The organism is Cupriavidus sp. GW821-FHT07C08 (genome assembly GCF_059419025.1).
The window spans coordinates 90,384-109,381 of the sequence record NZ_JBWKQZ010000006.1; the positions used below are offsets into that span (position 1 = coordinate 90,384).

Annotated in this window: 15 protein-coding genes; 6 read left to right on the forward strand and 9 right to left on the reverse strand. The window is 67.3% G+C overall.

Annotated features, from left to right (window positions below; translation table 11 throughout):
- From AC07UK_RS10115 to AC07UK_RS10140, 6 genes are all read right to left on the reverse strand, one after another.
- Positions 1-1,670, reverse strand: a 1,670-nt coding sequence (locus tag AC07UK_RS10115) for a VCBS domain-containing protein (protein WP_494693872.1), incomplete at its 3' end; no start/stop codon positions are given.
- 74 nt (positions 1,671-1,744) lie between these two features.
- Complete coding sequence (locus AC07UK_RS10120; RefSeq protein ID WP_436223938.1) at positions 1,745-3,133, reverse strand: HlyD family type I secretion periplasmic adaptor subunit; 1,389 nt, start codon at positions 3,131-3,133, stop codon at positions 1,745-1,747.
- Positions 3,117-5,312, reverse strand: a complete 2,196-nt coding sequence (locus AC07UK_RS10125; protein ID WP_436223939.1) for a type I secretion system permease/ATPase — start codon at positions 5,310-5,312, stop codon at positions 3,117-3,119. Before AC07UK_RS10125 ends, AC07UK_RS10120 begins: the two co-directional genes overlap by 17 nt.
- Before the next feature lie 305 nt (positions 5,313-5,617).
- Positions 5,618-5,824, reverse strand: a complete 207-nt coding sequence (locus AC07UK_RS10130; protein WP_010813946.1) for a DUF6494 family protein — start codon at positions 5,822-5,824, stop codon at positions 5,618-5,620.
- A 146-nt stretch (positions 5,825-5,970) separates the two neighbouring features.
- Complete coding sequence (locus AC07UK_RS10135) at positions 5,971-7,215, reverse strand: CaiB/BaiF CoA transferase family protein (protein ID WP_436223940.1); 1,245 nt, start codon at positions 7,213-7,215, stop codon at positions 5,971-5,973.
- Complete coding sequence (locus AC07UK_RS10140) at positions 7,215-8,129, reverse strand: SDR family NAD(P)-dependent oxidoreductase (RefSeq protein ID WP_436223941.1); 915 nt, start codon at positions 8,127-8,129, stop codon at positions 7,215-7,217. The genes AC07UK_RS10135 and AC07UK_RS10140 overlap by 1 nt, the downstream gene beginning before the upstream one ends.
- A 190-nt stretch (positions 8,130-8,319) precedes the next feature.
- On the opposite strand from AC07UK_RS10140, the gene AC07UK_RS10145 reads away from it, so the two are divergent.
- Positions 8,320-9,222 (forward strand): LysR family transcriptional regulator, encoded by a 903-nt coding sequence (locus AC07UK_RS10145; protein WP_010813949.1) that lies wholly within the window; start codon positions 8,320-8,322, stop codon positions 9,220-9,222.
- 21 nt (positions 9,223-9,243) lie between these two features.
- Here the strand turns inward: AC07UK_RS10145 and AC07UK_RS10150 are convergent, their stop codons facing one another.
- The gene (locus AC07UK_RS10150) at positions 9,244-9,750 is read right to left on the reverse strand and encodes a DUF2628 domain-containing protein (protein ID WP_436223942.1); all 507 of its coding nucleotides are present in this window, start codon (positions 9,748-9,750) and stop codon (positions 9,244-9,246) included.
- A gap of 195 nt (positions 9,751-9,945) precedes the next feature.
- Positions 9,946-10,413: an MgtC/SapB family protein gene (locus AC07UK_RS10155; RefSeq protein ID WP_436223943.1), complete on the reverse strand. Its 468-nt coding sequence runs from the start codon at positions 10,411-10,413 to the stop codon at positions 9,946-9,948.
- A gap of 499 nt (positions 10,414-10,912) precedes the next feature.
- On the opposite strand from AC07UK_RS10155, the gene AC07UK_RS10160 reads away from it, so the two are divergent.
- The 5 genes from AC07UK_RS10160 to AC07UK_RS10180 all read left to right on the forward strand — a co-directional run bounded on the left by AC07UK_RS10160 (position 10,913) and on the right by AC07UK_RS10180 (position 16,487).
- Complete coding sequence (locus AC07UK_RS10160; RefSeq protein ID WP_494685650.1) at positions 10,913-12,082, forward strand: acyl-CoA dehydrogenase family protein; 1,170 nt, start codon at positions 10,913-10,915, stop codon at positions 12,080-12,082.
- A 9-nt stretch (positions 12,083-12,091) separates the two neighbouring features.
- Positions 12,092-13,291 carry a CaiB/BaiF CoA transferase family protein gene (locus AC07UK_RS10165; RefSeq protein WP_436223945.1) on the forward strand — a complete coding sequence of 400 codons (1,200 nt, stop codon included), beginning with the start codon at positions 12,092-12,094 and terminating at the stop codon, positions 13,289-13,291.
- 75 nt (positions 13,292-13,366) lie between these two features.
- The gene (locus AC07UK_RS10170; protein ID WP_436223946.1) at positions 13,367-14,749 is read left to right on the forward strand and encodes an MmgE/PrpD family protein; all 1,383 of its coding nucleotides are present in this window, start codon (positions 13,367-13,369) and stop codon (positions 14,747-14,749) included.
- 10 nt (positions 14,750-14,759) lie between these two features.
- A complete protein-coding gene (locus AC07UK_RS10175) occupies positions 14,760-15,578 on the forward strand; it encodes an HpcH/HpaI aldolase/citrate lyase family protein (RefSeq protein ID WP_436223947.1) in 819 nt (272 codons plus the stop codon).
- 42 nt (positions 15,579-15,620) lie between these two features.
- Positions 15,621-16,487 carry an HTD2 family dehydratase gene (locus AC07UK_RS10180; protein ID WP_436223948.1) on the forward strand — a complete coding sequence of 289 codons (867 nt, stop codon included), beginning with the start codon at positions 15,621-15,623 and terminating at the stop codon, positions 16,485-16,487.
- Positions 16,488-17,980: 1,493 nt separating this feature from the next.
- Here the strand turns inward: AC07UK_RS10180 and AC07UK_RS10185 are convergent.
- On the reverse strand, positions 17,981-18,952 hold the full coding sequence (locus AC07UK_RS10185) for a Bug family tripartite tricarboxylate transporter substrate binding protein (protein WP_013952320.1): 972 nt from the start codon (positions 18,950-18,952) through the stop codon (positions 17,981-17,983).
- Positions 18,953-18,998: the final 46 nt, after the last annotated feature.

The following is an 18,998-nucleotide window of genomic DNA, read 5'->3' on the forward strand; positions in this document are numbered from 1 at the left end:
TCGACATCGGCAACCGTCAGCTTGCCGCCGGCGGATGCGTCGCCCGTTTCAGAATTGCCTGCGCCGCCGGCTTCGGTGACCGCCTTGTCCTCGTTGGCCGAGGACGTGATGGTGGCGTGATCGTTGGCACCGGTGATGTTGACCTTGATGATCTGCTGCGCGGTCTGGTCCGCCGAAGACACCGTCAGCGAATCGCTGACCTGCTGGCCAGCGAACAGGGCATCGGCCTTGGTGTTGTCGAGCGTATAGCTCCAGGCGCCGGTATTGCTGTCGAAGCTGAAGGTGCCGTACTGCCCGGCCAGGCTGTCCGGCGCCACCGCGGCGAAGTGCGCTTCCCCGGTATCGACATCGGCAACCGTCAGCTTGCCGCCGGCGGATGCGTCGCCCGTTTCAGAATTGCCTGCGCCGCCGGCTTCGGTCACCGCCTTGTCTTCGCTGTCCGAGGCCGTGATCGTGGCTCCATCGTTGGCACCGGTAATCCGGATGCTCAGCGATGATGCCGCGCCGGCCTGCCCGTCGGACACCTCATAGTTGAACGTGTCCTGGACTTGCTGGCCCTGCCGCAATGCCTGCACCTGGCCATTGCCGTTGTCCAACTCATAGCTGTAGCTGCCGTCGGCGTGGAGCGTCAGCGTGCCGTACTGGCCGGCATAGGTGCCGGGATTGGCCACGGCCAGCACGTTTCCCGCATCGACGTCGCTGTCGTTCGACAGCACATTGCCGGTGATCGGGTTCGGAGAGTTGTTCTCGCCGATCGCGTGGGTATCGGCCACTGCGGTTGGCGCATGGTTGTCGTAGCCAGCGAAGTCTGACTTGCTCAGTTCGTGCAGGCCGTTGAGCTTGATGACCATTTCCGCCGTGGCGGGATTGCCGTCGACATCCACGTAGACATAGGTATTGCCCCCCGATTGCTGGAACCAGGCTCCGTGGGCCGTGGGCTGGCGGCCACCCCATTCAAAGCCAGTGTCGCCCAGCACGGGCCGCAAGTCGAGGTGGTCCACGCCCCGCTGGAAGTCGGTGATCACGTCCATGCCGGCCGCGGTGGAGTCGGAGACAGCGTTATAGACAAAGACGTCAGCGCCGTAGCCGCCGCTGAGGGTGTCGCCGCCTCCCCCGCCGGCGATCTTGTCATTGCCGCCTTCACCGTAGATGGTGTCCTTGCCGTTGCCGCCGGCGATGATGTCGTCGCCGCCCAGGGCGGCATGGTTGCCGTTGTCCCCGTAGATCAGGTCGTCGCCGTTGCCGCCATAGATGCGGTCGTTACCCGGCCGGGCCGACTCATGGCCGGCACCGAGCAGGTAGTCGGCGTAGCTGTCGTAGCCGTCGCCATACAGCGTATCGCCGCCATTGTCGCCGGTGTAAAGCGCAGACGAGCCGTCGATGCTGCCGATCACGTCATCGCCGCTGCCGCCATAGACCGCGTCGGTGCCGTTGCCTCCCGACAAGTTGTCATTGCCGAGTCCGCCGAACACGCGGTCCTTGCCGTTGGCGCCCAGCAGCGTGTCGTCGCCGCTGCCGCCTTCGACGATATCGTCGCCGTTGCCGGCATCGACATAGTCGTTGCCATCGCCGGCGCTAACGTAGTCATTGCCATTGCCGCTCAGGATGGTGTCGGCGGACGTGGTGCCGCTGATGCTGTCGCTGCCGTTGCTACCTGTCAGGGTTGCCATGATTACTCTCCGTCCTGAATGCCGGCCTGCCGGCCATGCCTTGCTTGTTATCGTCGTGGGCAGTCCGCCCGTTCTTATCGTTCCCGGAACGCCAGTTCCCTGGTCTTGATGATGGGCTTGAGCAGGTAATGGAGCACCGTCTTCTGCCCGGTCAGCACATCGACCGTGGCCACCATGCCGGGCAGGATGGGTACCTGCACGGCACTGCCGCCTGGCCGGTTGTCGCGCGTGCGCACGCGCACCAGGTAGTAGCTTTCGGGGCGCTCGCCCGGGCGCTCCGGTGTCAGCGTATCGGCGCTGATATGCTCCACGGTGCCGGCAAAACCGCCATAGATCGAAAAGTCGTAGGCCGACAGCTTGACCACCGCCGGCTGGCCGGGCCGCAGGAAGGCAATGTCGGCAGGCCGCACGCGCGCCTCGACCAGCAGCGTGTCTTCCAGCGGGACGATCTCCAGCAGGTCCATGCCGGGCTGCACCACGCCGCCCACGGTATTGATCTTGATCTGCTTGATGACGCCGGCAAGCGGGGCGCGCACCAGGGTACGGTCGACGCGGTCCTGCAGCGCCGTGTTGGTGGCGCTCTGCGCGGCCTGTTCGGCCTTGGCCTGGTTGAGTTCCTTCATGGCCTCGGCGCGATAATGCGTGCCCAGTTCGTCGGCCTTCTGCTGGCTCTCGCGGTAGGCGGCCTCCAGGCGCGGCATGGCAAGCCGCGCGGCCTCGAGCTCGCCTTTCAGGTCATTGGCCTGGCGCTCCAGCCGCAGCAGGTCGACCTCGGACACCACGCCCTGCGCCATCATCGGGCGCATCATGGCCAGCTCTTGTGCCACCAGCCGATGGCTCTGCCGCAGTTGCTGCTCGCGCGAGCGCTTCTCGGTCAGCTCCTGCCGCCGCTGCTCGGACTGCTGGCGCAGCACGGCGAGATTGGCATCGAACGCGCGCTTGCGCGACTCGAACAGCGCGCGCTCCTCGGACACGAAGCGGCGGCCCTCGGCATCGGCCGGCGCGCTCGCCACGAACGCCGTGCCGTCGGCCTCGGCGCTCAGGCGCGCAATGCGTGCCACCAGCGCATCGTCCCTGGTGCGGCCTTCCTGGTAGGAAGCCGTGAAGCGGGTATCGTCGATGCGCATCAGCGGCTGGTCCTTGTTCACCACCTGCCCCGGTCGCACCATGATCTCGGCGATGATCCCGCCTTCGAGGTTCTGCACCACCTGCACCTGGCTCGACGGGATCACCTTGCCCTCGCCCACGGCCACCTCGTCCACCCGCGCCAGAGCGGCCCAGGCCAGCGCCACCAGCACGAAGACCAGGGCGGACCAGAGGATCCAGTGCGTGAAATAGCGCGGTTGCGCCAGCGCGGCCGCATCGCGCTCGCACATGAAGGCGGTGTCGTCGGCACGCGGCCTCAGCGCGGCGATCAGGCGCCGCACTGGCCCCATGCATTCCGGATCAGGCTGAAGCGACATGGAGCTTCCTCCCCGCGAGCGCGTTCAGGACTTCGGCCTTGGGGCCATCGGCGACGATACGGCCCTGGTCCATCACGATCAGGCGATCGACCAGGCTGAGCAGCGAGCCGCGATGCGTGACCAGGATCAGCGTGCGCCCGCCCAGCGCCGAGGCCAGGCGCGCCTTGAACTGCTCCTCGGTACGGTTGTCCATGGCGCTGCTGGGTTCGTCGAGCAGCAGCAGCGGCGGCTGCAGCAACTCGGCACGGGCAATGGCAATGGCCTGGCGCTGGCCGCCCGACAGGCCTTCGCCGCGCTCGCCCAGGCGCAGGTCATAGCCGTCCGGCAGGCGATCGACAAAGTCGCTCACGCCGCCCAGGCGCGCCGCGCGCAGCACCGCTTCGTCGTCGGCGTACGGGGCGCCCATCACGATGTTGTCGCGCAGCGTCCCGCTGAACAGCATCACGTCCTGCGGCACATAGCCGATGTCGCGCCGCAACGCGGCCGGGTCCAGCTGGCGCACCTCCGCGCCGTCGACCAGCACGGTGCCGGCATCCGGTGCGTACAGGCCAAGGATCAGCTTCTCGATGGTGGTCTTGCCTGAGCCGATGCGGCCGATCAGGCCAACCCGCTCGCCGCTGGCAATGCGGAACGAGACCCCATCCAGTGCCGCGATGTCGCGGCCCGGGTAGCGAAAGCTGACCTGCCGGAACTCGATCTCGCCGCGCAGCGGCGGGCGGTGCAGGAAATGCTTGCCGGGCGGGCGCTCGACGGGCAGCGCCATCATGCGGTCGATGCCGGCCAGCGCGGTGCGCGCCTGGTGATAGCGGGTGGTCAGCCCGGCCACTTGCGAGAGCGGCGCCAGCGCGCGGCCGGCAAGGATGGTGCAGGCAATCAGGCCGCCCGTGGTCAGCCGGTCGTCGGCGATCAGGTAGACGCCGATCACCACCACCACCAGCGTGGCGGCCTGCTGGGCAAACAGCGAAAGGTTGATCACGCAGGCGGAGAGCAGCCGCGCCCGCAGCCCCAGTTGCGCCATCTGCCCGACCACCTGCTCCCATTTGCGCTGGGCGGCACCTTCGGCACCGCTGGTCTTGATGGTCTCCAGCCCCACCAGGGTTTCGACCAGTGCGGCCTGGCGCTGGGCCGCGCAGGCGCTGCTGGCGCGTACCGCGCGCGACAGCGGCCCCTGCAGCAGCAGGCTGGTGCCGATCACCAGCGGCACCGCCAGCAGCGGCACCCAGGCCAGCGGGCCACCAACCCAGAACATGGCGGCAATGAAGACCGCGGCGAACGGAAGGTCGACCAGGGTCGTGATGGTGGCCGAGGTCAGGAACTCGCGCACCGACTCGAATTCATGCAGCTGGCTGCTCAGGCTGCCCACCGACGCCGGCCGCGCCTTCATCTCGATACCCAGCACCTTCTCGAACACCGTCGCTGAGACCGTGACATCGATGCGCCGGCCCGCCACGTCGACAAAATAGCCGCGCAGCGTGCGCATCACCAGCTCGAAGCCAAGCACCAGGCCCACACCGATGGCCAGCGCCCACAGCGTTTCCAGCGCATGATTCGGCACCACGCGGTCATAGACGTTCATGGTGAACAGCGGCATGACCAGCGCGAACAGGCTGAGCAGCAGCGAGGCAACCAGCACGTCGCCATAGAGCGGCCACGACTGGCGCATCACGCCCCAGAACCATCCGTGCGGCGACGCCGGCCCGGCATCGCCCGCCGCCTCGAAGCGGTGCGCGGGCCGGGCGAAGATGGCATGGCCGGTGTACCGGGCCAGCAGGTCTTCCTGGCGAACCGGCTGCTCGCCGTCGCCCCACTCCGGCTGCGAGACCAGCAGCATGCCCTCGTCGCCACGGCGCAGCAATACGCAGGCCTCGCCCTGGTCGAGCAGCAGGATGGCGGGCAGCACCAGGTCCGGGATGTCGTCCAGCGGGCGCTTGACCAGCCGGGCCGACATGCCCGCGCGTGCGGCCGCGCGTGGAAACAAGGCAGGGGTCAGGCGCTCCGCCTCCAGCGGCAGGCCCGCAATCAGGGCTTCGGCCGCGACTGGCCGCTGGAAGCGCCGGGCCAGCCAGAGCAGGCACGCCAGCAGCGGATCATCGGGGCGCGCGTGCCGACCTGCCGGATCCGGCAGGTTCCAGCCGGTGTCCTCGATGTTCCTTGCGGGCGTAGTGGCGGCGGCATGCATGGCAACGGCCCCCGCGCTTCAGAGCGGCCCGTGGCCCGCGCGGTGGCGTGCAACCCGCGCTTGCGCGTGTCGCGTTGCACGGCCTGCGCATACCGCGCCCCCTGCGCAATGCATGCGCTCGTTGCATCCAGCCATGGTATCCCCCCGGTCCCATTGGTTCGACGTTTCCGGGAAGAATATGTGAAGGGGCCCTGCGCGCCCATACTGCGGATGGATCAGATGGCGCAACAAAAGGACCGGGCGGGGTCATCCTTTTGGCGTTTCACGCAAGAAACAGAACCAAAACGAGCACCGCCATGACCGCCTTACTCAAGCTGGATTTCACCCTCGAAGCGCGCCTGGAGCTTGACACCCGCCAGTTCCAGCGTCACCGACACCGGCAAGTGCTCGTTGCCGGCGATGGTACCGTCGGCCATGGCCCTGGCTATCGCCTGTTCGATCTCGCGCTGTGAGCTGACGCCGACCACCTTCAGGAACTTGCGGATGCTGAGGTTGAAGGTCTCTTCGTTCATGGCTGTCTCCTGTGGGGAACCCGGGAATCACGGTTCGGGCCGCTACCCAGACAGCCTAGGCGATGGGGGGACTTTGTGCAGAGGCCTGGTGATCCGCCCGGAAGCAGGCGGTGCCCGGCAGTTGCCTGCCAGGCACCCGTCACCACTCAGACCACGCCTTGCTCGCGCAGCCTGGCGATGCGCTCGGCCGACAGGCCCAGCACCGATTCCAGCACCTGCCCGGTATGCTCGCCCAGCCGCGGCGGCGGGGCGTCGTATTGCACCGGGGTCGCGGACAGCCGCAGCGGGCTCTTGACGGTCGGGCACAGGCTGCCATCGTCGCGCACCAGGTCCACCTGCAGCTCGCGATGCCGCACCTGCGGGTCTTCCAGCACCTGGCCGTAGTCGTTGATCGGCCCGCACGGGATGCCCTGCGCTTCCAGCGCCTGCACCCAGTGCGCCGTCGGCCGCGTGCGCATATGCGCCTCAAGCAGCGGCACCAGCGTGTCGCGATGGATGATGCGGCCGGGGCCGGTGGCAAAGCGCTCGTCGGCAGCCAGGTCGGGACGCTCGACGCCGCGGCAGTACGCCTGCCACTGCCCGTCGTTGCCGGCCGCGACGATCATGTAGCCGTCGGCGGTGGCGAACACATGGTAGGGAACCATATTGGCGTGCGCGTTGCCGTAGCGCGGCATGGCCTTGCCGGTCACGCGCTGGGCGATGATCGGCGTGGCGCCGACCGCGACCACCGCATCGAGCAGCGCCATGTCGATATGCTGGCCCTCGCCGGTGCGTTCGGCATGGCGCAAGGCGGCCAGCACGGCCACGGTGGCATACATGCCGGTCAGCATGTCGACCACCGCCACGCCCACCTTCTGCGGCCCGCCGCCGGGCAGGTCGTCGCGCTCGCCGGTGACGCTCATCAGGCCGCCCAGGCCCTGGAAGATGAAGTCATAGCCGGGCTTGTGCGCGCTCGGCCCGGTCTGGCCGTAGCCCGTGATCGAGCAGTAGACGATGGACGGGTTGATCGCCTTGAGGCTGTCATAGTCCAGCCCGTAGCGCTTCAGGTCGCCGACCTTGTAGTTCTCCAGCACGATCTGCGACTTCGCCGCCAGTTGCCGCACGATCTCCTGCCCTTGCGGGCTGGCGATATCGAGCGTCACCGACTGCTTGCCGCGGTTGGCGCCGGCAAAGTAGGTGGCGTCGCGCGAAGGCTGCCCGTCCGCGCCGGGCAGCCAGGGCGGCCCCCACGAACGGGTATCGTCGCCCGCGCCGGGCCGCTCCACCTTGATGACTTCGGCGCCCAGGTCCGCCAGGTTCTGCGCGCACCAGGGACCGGCCAGGATGCGCGACAGGTCCAGCACCCGCACGCCGGCAAGCGCGCCGTGCGCCGGGGCCCGGCTGCCCGCCATCAGATCGGGTCCCAGCTGATCACGTCGGGCGAACGCTCCAGCTTGAAGAAGCTGTTGCGCATGGCCGGCATGGCGATCTCGCCCACGGTTTCAGGCGTCCAGCCATCGCTCATGTGCACCGAGCGCACCGGGCGCGGCTGGCTCATCAGGATGATCTCGTTGGCGCGCACCGCGAAGATCTGGCCGTTGACTTCGCTGGCGGCCGGGCTGGCAAGGTAGACCGCCACCGGCGCGATCTTGCCGGCTTCCATCTTCTGCAGCTTGGCCACGCGTGCCTTCTCTTCCGGCGTTTCGGCCGGGATCGAGCTGGTCATGCGGCTCCAGGCGAAGGGCGCGATGCAGTTCGAGCGCACGTTGAAGCGCTGCATGTCCAGCGCGATCGACTTGGACAGCGCGGCAATGCCCAGCTTGGCCGCCGAGTAGTTGGCCTGGCCCAGGTTGCCGATCAGGCCCGAGGTGGAGGTCATGTGCACGTAGGCGCCGCTCTCCTGGTCCTTGAAGTAGTTGGCCGCGGCGCGGCTGACGAAGAAGGTGCCGTGCAGGTGCACGTCGATCACCGAGCGCCATTCTTCTTCATTCATCTTGAAGAACATGCGGTCGCGCAGGTTGCCGGCGTTGTTGACCACGGCGTCGATACGGCCGAAGTTGTCCAGCGCGCATTGCACGATGGCATTGGCGCCGTTCCAGGTCGAGACGCTGTCGGTATTGGCCACGGCCTCGCCGCCGGCGGCGCGGATTTCCTCCACCACGCGCTGAGCGGGGCCAGCGTCGCCGCCCTCGCCGGTCATCGACACGCCGAGGTCATTGACCACCACCTTGGCGCCGGCGGCGGCCAGTGCCAGCGCGATGCCGCGCCCGATTCCACCACCTGCGCCCGTCACCAGGGCGACCTTGCCTGCCATCAAACCGCTCATTGCGCTGCTCCTCTGAATACTTTTTTGTGCGGTCACCGACCGCAAACCCGGCGAAACACCCCTGCGCCGCGGGCATCGCCCGCCGATGCGGTCAATCCGGATGTCCACGCCGCAGTGGATACGATAAATTGACGGCCGAGACTTTGGAATTCACGAATCACAAAACTGGCCTTTGGCCTGACGGAAGCCCATGCATTACGACCTGACCGACCTCCGCCTCTTCCTGAACGTCGGCGAGACGGAGAACCTGACCCGCGCGGCCGAACGCAGCTTCCTGTCGCTGCCCGCGGCCAGCACCCGGATCAAGCAGCTGGAAGAGGCGTTCCAGACACAATTGCTGATCCGCCAGGTCAAGGGCGTGCGCCTGACGCCGGCGGGCGATGCGCTGCTGCGCCACGCGCGCGAGGTCTTCCGCGAACTGGAATGCCTGCACGCCGACCTGCGGCCCTATGCCAAGGGCGTCAAGGGCCGCGTGCGGCTGCTGGCCAACACCACCGCCACCAACTCGTTCCTGGCCACCGGCGTATCGCGCTTCCTGAGCGAGAACCCGGACGTTGACATCGAACTGGAAGAGCACCTGTCGCAGGAAATCGTCTCGGCGATCAGCGCCGGCGCCGCCGACCTGGGCATCGTGGCCGGTGAAGTCGCCACCCAGGACCTGGACGCGATGCACCTGTGCAGCGATGAGCTGATCGTGATCGCACCGGTCAACCACCCGCTGCCCGCCTTCAAGCGGCTGCATTTCGCCGACCTGCTCGATACCTGCCGCTTTGTCGGCCTGAACCAGTTCAGCGCGATCCAGTCCTTCCTGGACCGCATCGCCGGCGGCATGGGCAAGCGCATCAGCCTGCGCATCCAGGTGGGCAGCTTCGATGCCGTATGCCGCATGGTCGAGGCCGGCGCGGGCATCGCCATCGTGCCCAACAGCTGCGCGCGCCGCTACGCCAGCCGCAAGGTGCTGCGCTTTATCCAGCTGGAAGACGAATGGGCCAAGCGCGAGCTGCGCCTGGTGCGCCGCCCGGGGCGCGAACTGCCCCAGTTTGCCGAAACGCTGATCCAGTACCTGGTCGACGCGGCGCGCGAGCCAGTGTAAGTCGGGTAAGTCGTCGGCCGTTCAGCCGGAGGCCAGCCCGCCGCCCTGCACCACCAGCCCCGCCAGCGGGCTCAGCGACACCGCCATCACCACCAGCAGCAGGGCCATGGCGAACACACCGGGCCAGCTGGTGCGGCCACTGCGCGCCAGCGAGTCGTACACCAGTTCCGGTGAAAAATGGTACTCGCGCAGGTGCCGGATGGTCGCCTCGGCATGCCAGCGGTAGATCTGGTTGCCATACATGCCCAGCAGCAGCGCCATGGCATACAGCATCGGCCGGACCGCCAGCGGCATCTTCAGCCCGAACAGCGCGTGCAGCACCGGCTCGGCGCAGACGATCAGCGCAAAGACCCCCACCTGCCAGTACATGCGCCGGTAGGCCATCCAGAACGGCCCCAACAGGCACGCCGCCCAGTTCCACGACATGCCGCCGCGCGTCTCGGCCAGGGACCAGCGCTGGCTGTAGTACGCATAGCGCGGCCCCACGAATGCGGCCAGCGCCGCGTCGTCACGAATCGATGATTTCATCGCTACCTCCCCCTGCTCTGCCACGGCTGCGCCTGTGGATCGCGGCGCAACCTGTGCCACAGCATAGGGCGCGCCGCGCGCGGGCTGCGTGCGCTTGCGCGCATTGAAGTGGGAAATGACGCAAATTGGCGGGCAAGCGTACAGACCGGCGCACGCCGGGCGGCACGGGTGCCGAATGCGCCGGGTGCAGGTGCACTATTTCCAGCGATGCAGGAGCTGCAGGATGACCAGCGTGAAGATGGTGGCGATCAGCGCAGTGGTATCGCGACCCAGGCCGGCAGCCACGCCGATGGCCGCGACCATCCAGATGCTGGCCGCGGTGGTCAGGCCCTCGATGTGGGCTTCGTCGCTGTGCTTCAGGATCGCGCCGGCGCCAAGGAAGCCGATGCCGGCAATCAGCCCCTGCAGCACGCGGCTGATGTCGCCCAGCGGCACCCCGGCCTGCAGCGGCACCAGCACGAACAGCGCCGAGCCCAGCGCCACCAGCATATGGGTGCGCAGCCCCGCTGCCTTGCCGGAGACCTCGCGCTGATAGCCGATCAGGCCGCCCAGCAGCATCGCCATGAACAGGCGCGTCAGGATGCGGGTGGCCTCGGCAGCGTCCGGCACATCGGCGAACTCGGCGCGCAAGACCCTGAAAATCTCAGACCAGACCCCGTCCATGGCTCGCCTCCGGGTGCTTTCGTGCAGACCTGAGCGTAGCACGGGATGGCCCGCCGGCAACCGGGCCGGCGGGCCGCAAGGCGCTGGCGCCACATCGCGCGGGCCGCCCGCCAGGTGCGCGCGGCTGCGTCCTACACCGCAAGCGGAAGCTCCCCGACAGTGCCGCCATGGCGGCGTTCGTATATTGGAATCACTGATTACCGTCATCAACAGGAGTTGCATCATGCCCTATCTACTCGCCTGGCTGCTTGGTGTCCCGGCCTTCATCCTCGTCCTGATCTGGCTGTTTATGCACTGATTCCCAGGCCCTGCCTGCCAGCCATCCCTTCGCAAGAGGCCGCTGCACCGGCCTCTTGCGCATCTGCAGGCGCCCGGCGGCGCATGCAGCTTCCGCCGCCCCCGCTTCCGGCCCACCTAAGCCGCTCTTTCGCAAATCCGAATTTCAGCGTGCCGGGGGCTCGGGAATAATGGCCCCATTCAATCTGAGCGGGGCTACCCCATGCGCGCACATCAGGATCCAGACCAGCTGTACCCCGAAATCCGCGAAGCGGTGCGCGACCTCTGCGCCGGTTTCGATTCGGCGTACTGGCAACGGGTGGAAGAGCAGAACGCCTTTCCTGAGACCTTTGTCCAGGCGCTGACCCAGGCAGGCTGGCTGTCGGCGCTGATCCCCGAAGCCTATGGCGGCTCGGGCCTGTCGTTGACCGCGGCCTCGGTCATCATGGAAGAAATCAACCGCAGCGGCGGCAATTCCGGCGCCTGCCACGGCCAGATGTACGTGATGGGCTGCCTGCTGCGCCACGGCTCCGAAGCGCAGAAACAGCGCTGGCTGCCGGGCATCGCCTCAGGCGAGCTGCGCATGCAGTCGATGGCCGTGACCGAACCCACCACCGGCACCGATACCACCAAGCTCAAGACCACCGCGGTGCGCCAGGGCGACAAGTACATCGTCAATGGCCAGAAGGTATGGATTTCGCGCGTGCAGCATTCGGACCTGATGCTGCTGCTGGCGCGCACCACGCCGCTGGACCAAATCAAGCGCAAGTCCGAAGGGCTGTCGGTGTTTGTGGTGGACCTGCGCGATGCCATCGGCAAAGGCCTGACGGTCAAGCCGATCCGCAACATGGTCAACCACGAGACCAACGAGCTGTTCTTCGACAACCTTGAAGTCCCCGCAGAAAACCTGATCGGCGAGGAAGGCAAGGGCCTGAAGTACATCCTTGACGGCCTCAACGCCGAGCGCATCCTGATCGCCGCCGAGTGCATCGGCGACGGCTACTGGTTTGTCGAGCGCGCCAGCAACTATGCGCGCGACCGCATCGTGTTCGACCGCCCGATCGGCCAGAACCAGGCCGTGCAGTTCCCGATCGCGCGCTCCTACATCAATGTCGAGGCCGCCAGCCTGATGCGCTACAAGGCCGCGCAATTGTTCGACGCCGGCAAGCCGTGCGGCAAGGAAGCCAATATCTCGAAGCTGCTGGCCGCCGATGCCTCGTGGGAAGCGGCCAACGTCTGCCTGCAGACGCACGGCGGCTTCGGCTTTGCCGCCGAGTACGACATCGAACGCAAGTTCCGCGAGACGCGCCTGTACCAGGTGGCGCCGATCTCGACCAACCTGATCCTGTCCTACGTGGCCGAGCATGTGCTCGAGCTGCCGCGTTCGTTCTAAGGGCCCTGCATGTCCCATTCCCCCAAAGGTATCCGCCCGCTCGACGGCATCCGCGTGGTCTCGCTCGAGCACGCCGTGGCCGCGCCCTTCGCCACGCGCCAGCTGGCCGACCTGGGCGCGCGCGTGATCAAGGTCGAGCGCCCCGGCGCGGGCGACTTTGCCCGCGGCTATGACGAGACCGTGCATGGCCAGGCCTCGCACTTCGTCTGGCTCAACCGCGGCAAGGAAAGCCTGACCCTGGACCTGAAGCAGGACGAGGCGCAGAAGGTCCTGCACCAGCTGCTGGCCGACGCCGACGTGCTGGTACAGAACCTGGCCCCCGGCGCCGCCGCGCGCATGGGCCTGGACTTCGACACCCTGCACGCCCGCTACGGCAAGCTGATCGTGTGCGATATCTCGGGCTATGGCGATGCCGGCCCCTATCGCGACAAGAAAGCCTATGACCTGCTGATCCAGGCCGCCGCCGGCCTGATCGGCATCACCGGCGGCCCCGACGAGCCCTCGCGCGCGGGCATCTCGATTGCCGACATCGCCGCCGGCATGTACGCCTATACCGGCATCCTGTCGGCGCTGCTGCAGCGCGGGCGCACCGGCGAGGGCGTGCGCGTGGAAGTCACCATGCTCGAAGCGCTGTCCGAATGGATGGGCTACGCGCTCTACTTCGGCCACTACGGCGGCACGCCGCCGGCGCGCTTCGGCGCCTCGCACCCGGCCATCGCCCCGTACGGCGTGCACCGCACCGGCGACGGCGGCAGCGTGATCTTCGGGCTGCAGAACGAGCGCGAATGGCGCGCCTTCTGCGAGAAGGTGCTGGAGCAGCCCGAGCTGCTGCAGGACGAGCGCTTCGCCACCAACTCCGGCCGCGTCAAGAACCGCCCCGCGATGACCGCAATCATCGAGCAACGCTTTGCCGCGATGACGGTATCGCAGGCGGAGGCACTGCTGGACGCCGCCCAGATCGCCAACGCACCGATGAACGATATCGAAGCCGTCTGGAACCACCCGCAACTGGCCGCCCGCAACCGCTGGCGCGAAGTCGCGGTGCCCGGCGGCACCATCGGCGCACTGCTGCCGCCGGCCAACCTGTCGGGCGTGGAGCCGGTGATGGGCGACGTGCCCGCGCTGGGCGCGCACAGCCGCCAGATCCTGGCCGAGCTAGGCTACGCCGACAGCGACATCGCCGCGCTGGCGGACCAGCAGACCATCTGAGCCAATGCCGGCGCCCGGGAAGACCGGGCGCCATTTTTCCTTTCCGCAAGCCCCTACTCAATCTCCGGAGCCGGCATGAGCCAACCCGCAGACACCACCTACCCGACCCGCCAGCTTTGCGACTTCCTGGCCGACCTCAAGCTGGCCGACGTGCCCGCGCCCGTGATCGAGCGCACCAAGGACCTGTTCCTGGACTGGATCGCCTCGGCCATCGCCGGCAAGGATGCCCCCGCCGTGCGCAAGCTGCAGGAGTTCGCCGCGGCCATGGGCCCGGCGCAAGGCGGCGCCGAAGTGCTGGTGGACCGCCGCCGCACCTCACCCTACTTTGCCGCGCTGATCAACGGCGCGTCCTCGCACGTGGTCGAGCAGGACGACGTGCACAACGGCTCGGTGCTGCACCCGGCCGCGGTGGTGTTCCCTGCCGTGGTGGCAGCCGCGCAGGCCGAGGGCAAGACCGGCGCCGAAGTGCTGCTGGCTTCGATCGCCGGCTATGAGGCCGGCATCCGCATCGGCGAATTCATGGGCCGTTCGCACTACCGCGTGTTCCACACCACCGGTACAGTGGGCACGCTGGCCGCCGCCGCGGCCGTGGCCAAGCTCTACGGCCTGGATGCCGAAGGCATCAACCAGGCACTGGGCTCGGCCGGCACGCAGGCCGCAGGCCTGTGGGAATTCCTGCGCGACGCCGCCGACTCCAAGCAGCTGCATACCGCCAAGGCCGCTGCCGATGGCCTGCAGTCGGCGTGGCTCGCGCGGGCCGGCTTCACCGGCGCGAAGCAGATCCTGGAAGGCGCGCAGGGCATGGCTGCCGGCATGTCGAGCGATGCCAACCCCGCCTGCCTGACCGACGGCCTGGGCACGCGCTGGGCCACCGCCGAGACCTCGTTCAAGTTCTTCGCCTCATGCCGCCACACGCACCCGGCCGCCGATGCGCTCAAGGCGCTGATGCAGCGCGAAGACATCAGCGCCGACCAGGTCGCCAGCGTCACCACGCACGTGCACCAGGGCGCAATCGACGTGCTCGGCCCGGTGGTCAACCCCACCACCATCCACCAGGCCAAGTTCTCGATGGGCACGGTGCTGGGGCTGGTGGCCGTGCACGGCCATGCGGGCCTGGGCGAGTTCGAGCAGCATGCGCTGCAGGATCCGAAGGTGACCGCCTTCCGCGGCAAGGTCGGCATGGAACTGGATGCCGAGATCAACGCCGCCTACCCGCGCCAGTGGATTGGCCGCGTCACCGTCAAGACCACCGACGGCCGCACGCTGGCAGCGCGCGTCGACGTGCCCAAGGGCGATCCCGACAACACCCTGTCGCGCCCGGAACTGGAAGCGAAAGCGCTGCAGCTGGGCGCGTTCCGCCACGGCGCGACCGAGGCCGAGATGCGTGCCATCATCCAGCGCGTTTGGACGCTGGAACAAGCCCCGAACGTCAACGACTGGCTGCCCGCCGCAGGCTGAGAACCAAGACATGTCCACTGCAGTCACCTACCTGTTCGTGCCGGGCGACCGGCCGGAGCGCTTCGACAAGGCCGCGGCCGCCGGCCCCGATGTGATGATCCTGGACCTCGAGGACGCGGTCCATCCGGACGCCAAGCCCGCCGCGCGCGAAGCCATCGCTGCCTGGCTGGCCGGCCAGCCGGCCGCCAACGCCTTTGTCCGCATCAACGACAGCGCCTCGCCATCGTTTGCCGCCGACCTGGCCTGGCTGCGCGCGCTGCCGCCGGGCACCGCGCTGGCCGGCCTGCTGGTGCCCAAGGCAGAAGATGCCGCCGCGCTGGCCACCATCGCGCAGGCCCTGCATGCGATCAACCCGCAGGGCGAGCTGGTCGCGATCATCGAAACCGCGCTGGGCCTGCATCAGATCGACGCCGTGGCCACCGGCGTCGCACGTCTTGCCTTCGGCTCGCTCGACTATGCGGTCGACCTGGGCTGCAGCCATACGCGCGACGCGCTCGCCTTTGCGCGCGCGCGCATCGTGCTGGCCTCACGCGTGGCCGGGCTGCCGCCGCCGGTAGACGGCGTGACCACCGCACTGAAAGATGAAGCCGTGCTGGCCAGCGACGTTGCCTATGCGCGCGAACTCGGCTTTGCGGGCAAGCTCTGCATCCACCCCGCCCAGCTGGGCGCGGTGCGCGCAGGCTTCTTGCCCAGCCCCGAGCAGCTCGACTGGGCCCGCCGCGTGCTGGAAGCTACCGCCAGCGGCAGCCATGCGGTGCAGGTCGATGGCAAGATGGTGGACCGGCCCGTGATCGAGCAGGCCCGCCGGCTGCTGGCACTGGCGCAATAACCCGCCGCCCGACAACCTTCACGCACTACAAGGCCTACTGTCATGACTGACGCCACTCCTGAACTCGAACGCCTGCGCGGCTGGATCGGCCGCAGCGAATCGCGCACCGAAACGCTGTCGCCGGAACCGGTGACCGGCCTCGCCGCCACCTTCGACCTCGACCCCGAGGCCGTTGCCGCCGGCCCGCTGCCGCCGCTGTGGCACTGGCTCTACTTCCTGCCGCGCGCGCCGCAGCGTGAACTCGGACGCGACGGCCATCCCACCCTGGGCGGCTTCATGCCGCCGGTACCGCTGCCGCGCCGCATGTGGGCCGGCAGCGAGCTGACCTTCAGCCATCCGCTGCATATCGGCGATACCGTCACGCGCACCTCCACCATCAAGGACGTGCAGTACAAGACCGGGCGCACCGGTGAACTGTGGTTTGTCGCCGTCGATCACGAGCTGACCGTCAACGGCAAGACCGCGGTCAACGAGCGCCACGATATCGTCTACCGCGCCATGCCCGACCCGTCCAAGCCGCAGCCGCCGCGCCCGCGGCTGGAGCAGACCGCGCAGTGGCAGCGCACGCTGCAGGCAGACCCGGTGATGCTGTTCCGCTACTCGGCACTGACTTTCAACGGCCACCGTATCCACTATGACCGCCAGTACACGCGCGAGGTCGAGGGCTATCCCGGCCTGGTGGTGCACGGGCCGATGCAGGCGATGCTGATGCTGGACCTGGTGGCACGCGAGCAACCGCAGGCGCGCGTGCGCCGCTTTGGCTTCCGCGGGCTGGCGCCGCTGTTCGACCAGGACACCATCATCGTCGGTGGCGCGGCCGATCCGGCGCAACCTGGGCGGCTGGTGCTGTGGACGGGGGATGATGCCGGCGGGCAGGCGATGCAGGGGTGGGCGGAAGTGGAAGGTTAAGAGCCTGAAGCCTTATCTGCTCCGCTGGTTTGCTCCCCTCTCCCGCTTGCGGGAGAGGGGGCACACAAACGGTCGGTCAAGTCCTGCGGTGCCCACAATTGACACCAGCGGGGCCTGCCATCTCAGTGAATCAGCGACCGACCGCGATTGGTTACCCGACCATCGCCTCCTCAATTCCCTCCGCGACCTCTTCTACCCTGTCGGCCAGCAATCCAAGAGAGGCCCGGCAGAGCCCTCGCAAGGCATCCAACGTAGCCGGCTGCAAGGCTACGCTCCCCTCTTCCTGTGCGTCACATTCGCTGTGCGTAACCAACGTCAGTACGCAGGCCGTGCCTCGCGCAACCGCATCGGCTTGATCCAAGAGATTCAATAGCAAGAGTTGCCGAGGAACAGGCAGCGCGTCCTCACGCGCTGCACGGCGGGTTTCGGGACTGAACCGCGGAAAGGGAATCATCGAGTCGGGGTGGGGTGAAGGCGTCGGGTTCGATGTTGGACTGGTGCATTGCTGACCTCCATAGTGTAGAAGACGAGGTAGCGTGGACCGGGCTCTCACTCCCGGCTCCTGCTGTATCAGGAGCCCATCCAGTCTAGAGAACCCTGCCGTTCACAATCAAGGCGCAGATTGTGAAGGATCGATACGCTAAGTTAAGCGTCAGTTGCCAATGTCCACAGAGCGGAGAACTCCACGCCTTGGCGAAGGCACGCATCACGGTTTACAGGCGATGCCTTGATGGCATTCAAGAAGGTACTTCGGCAGATTTGTGGTGGTGGCTCTTGGAGAGGCCCCGGTTTCGCCCCTAAAGGGGCGAGTCACTTTTGTCCGAGCGACAAAAGTAACCAAAAACGCGTCGCCTCGGCGGCTGGCCATCCATTCCACGGCGTGGGTGGTTCGGGCGGCGGTGATTTCCGTTCGATGTGGTTGCCCGTTCGACCCTGCTACGCACCCTGTCCGGTGCCTCCGTCCACGGACTATTGGACGAACCCGACTTTAGGCCATTGGCAGCCTGCTAACCACCGCGTCGGTGGGACGCCTTCGGCTGCGCTTCGCGCCGGCCCTAACGTGGTAGCGCCGACGACCGCGTTCTGGCTTGCGCTTTTGGTCCGGCATCATTGGCGACGGCGCGGTGCGAGCGCAGCGATGCACTCCGTGCCAGGGCACTTGACCTGCGATACTGAGTGCGCGCAGCGCAGCCGAAGGCGTCCCACCGATAACCTGATTAGCAGGTTGCCAATAGACTAAAGTCGGGTTCGTCCAATAGTCCGCGGACGCAGGCACCGGACAGGGAGCGTAGCTGGGTCGAACGGGCAACCACGCAAAACGGCAAGCACCACCGCTTGAACCACCAACGCCGTGCAATTTATGGCCAGCCGCCCAGGCGACGCGCTCTTTGGTTACTTTCTGTCGCTCGGACAGAAAGTAACCCGCCCAGCAGGGCGGAACAGGGCCGTCGACCTACGACAACATCGAACCAGCCCCCCAAGCCCCTCCCCCCTCAATCCGCCTGAATCTTCGCCGCCTTCACCACCCCACCCCACAACGCCAGCTCCCGCTGAATCCGATCCCCCAGCGCCTTCGGCGTGCTGATATTGACGTCATACCCCCCAGCCGTCATCCGTTGCCGGAAAGCAGCATCCTCCCCAACCGCCTTCTGCGCCTTGACCAGCTTGTCCACCACATCCGCCGGCAACTTCTGCGGCCCCACCAGCGCATACCAGCCAGTCAGGTCATAGTCCTTCTGCCCCGACTCGATCATGGTCGGCACGTTCGGCAGCGCCGGGTTGCGGGTCTTCGACGTAACCGCCAGCGCGCGCACCTTGCCGCCGTTGATATGCCCGATGGCCGTGCCAGTAATATCGAACATGAACGTGACCTTGCCGCTCATCACGTCAGCCATGGCCGGCGCATTGCCCTTGTACGGCACATGCAGCATCTTCACGTTGTTCATCTGAGCCAGCAGTTCCGCGGACAGATGGTTCGATGCCCCAATGCCGGCCGAGCCGAACGAAACCCCCTCAGGGTGCTTGCGCGCGTAGTCGACCAGCTCGCCCACGTTCTTCGCCGGGAAGTCCTTGTTCACCAGCAGCACGTTGGTGTAGTCGGTGATCAGGCCGATATAGGTAAAGTCCTTGACCGGATTGAAATTGACCGAGTGCTGGATCAGCGGCGTCATGGTCATGGTCGGGCTGGCGACGAAATAAAGCGTGTAGCCGTCCGGCGCCGCCTTGGCGGTCATGTCGGCGGCGATCGCGCCGCTGGCGCCCGCACGGTTGTCCACCACCACCGGCTGCTTGAGCGCGCGCCCGAGCTGCTCGGCGTAGATGCGCGCGGCGGTGTCGACCGGGCCGCCCGGCGCGTAGCCCACCAGCAGCTTGACCGGCCGCGACGGGTAGGCGTCGGCGGCCCACGCCGCGCCCTGCAGCAGCAGCGTGGCGGTCAGGGCTGCCAGTGTCGTCCATGTCTTCATTGTTGTCTCCTCCAGGTATGGCTGATATTGGCCGGGGCCAGCAGGC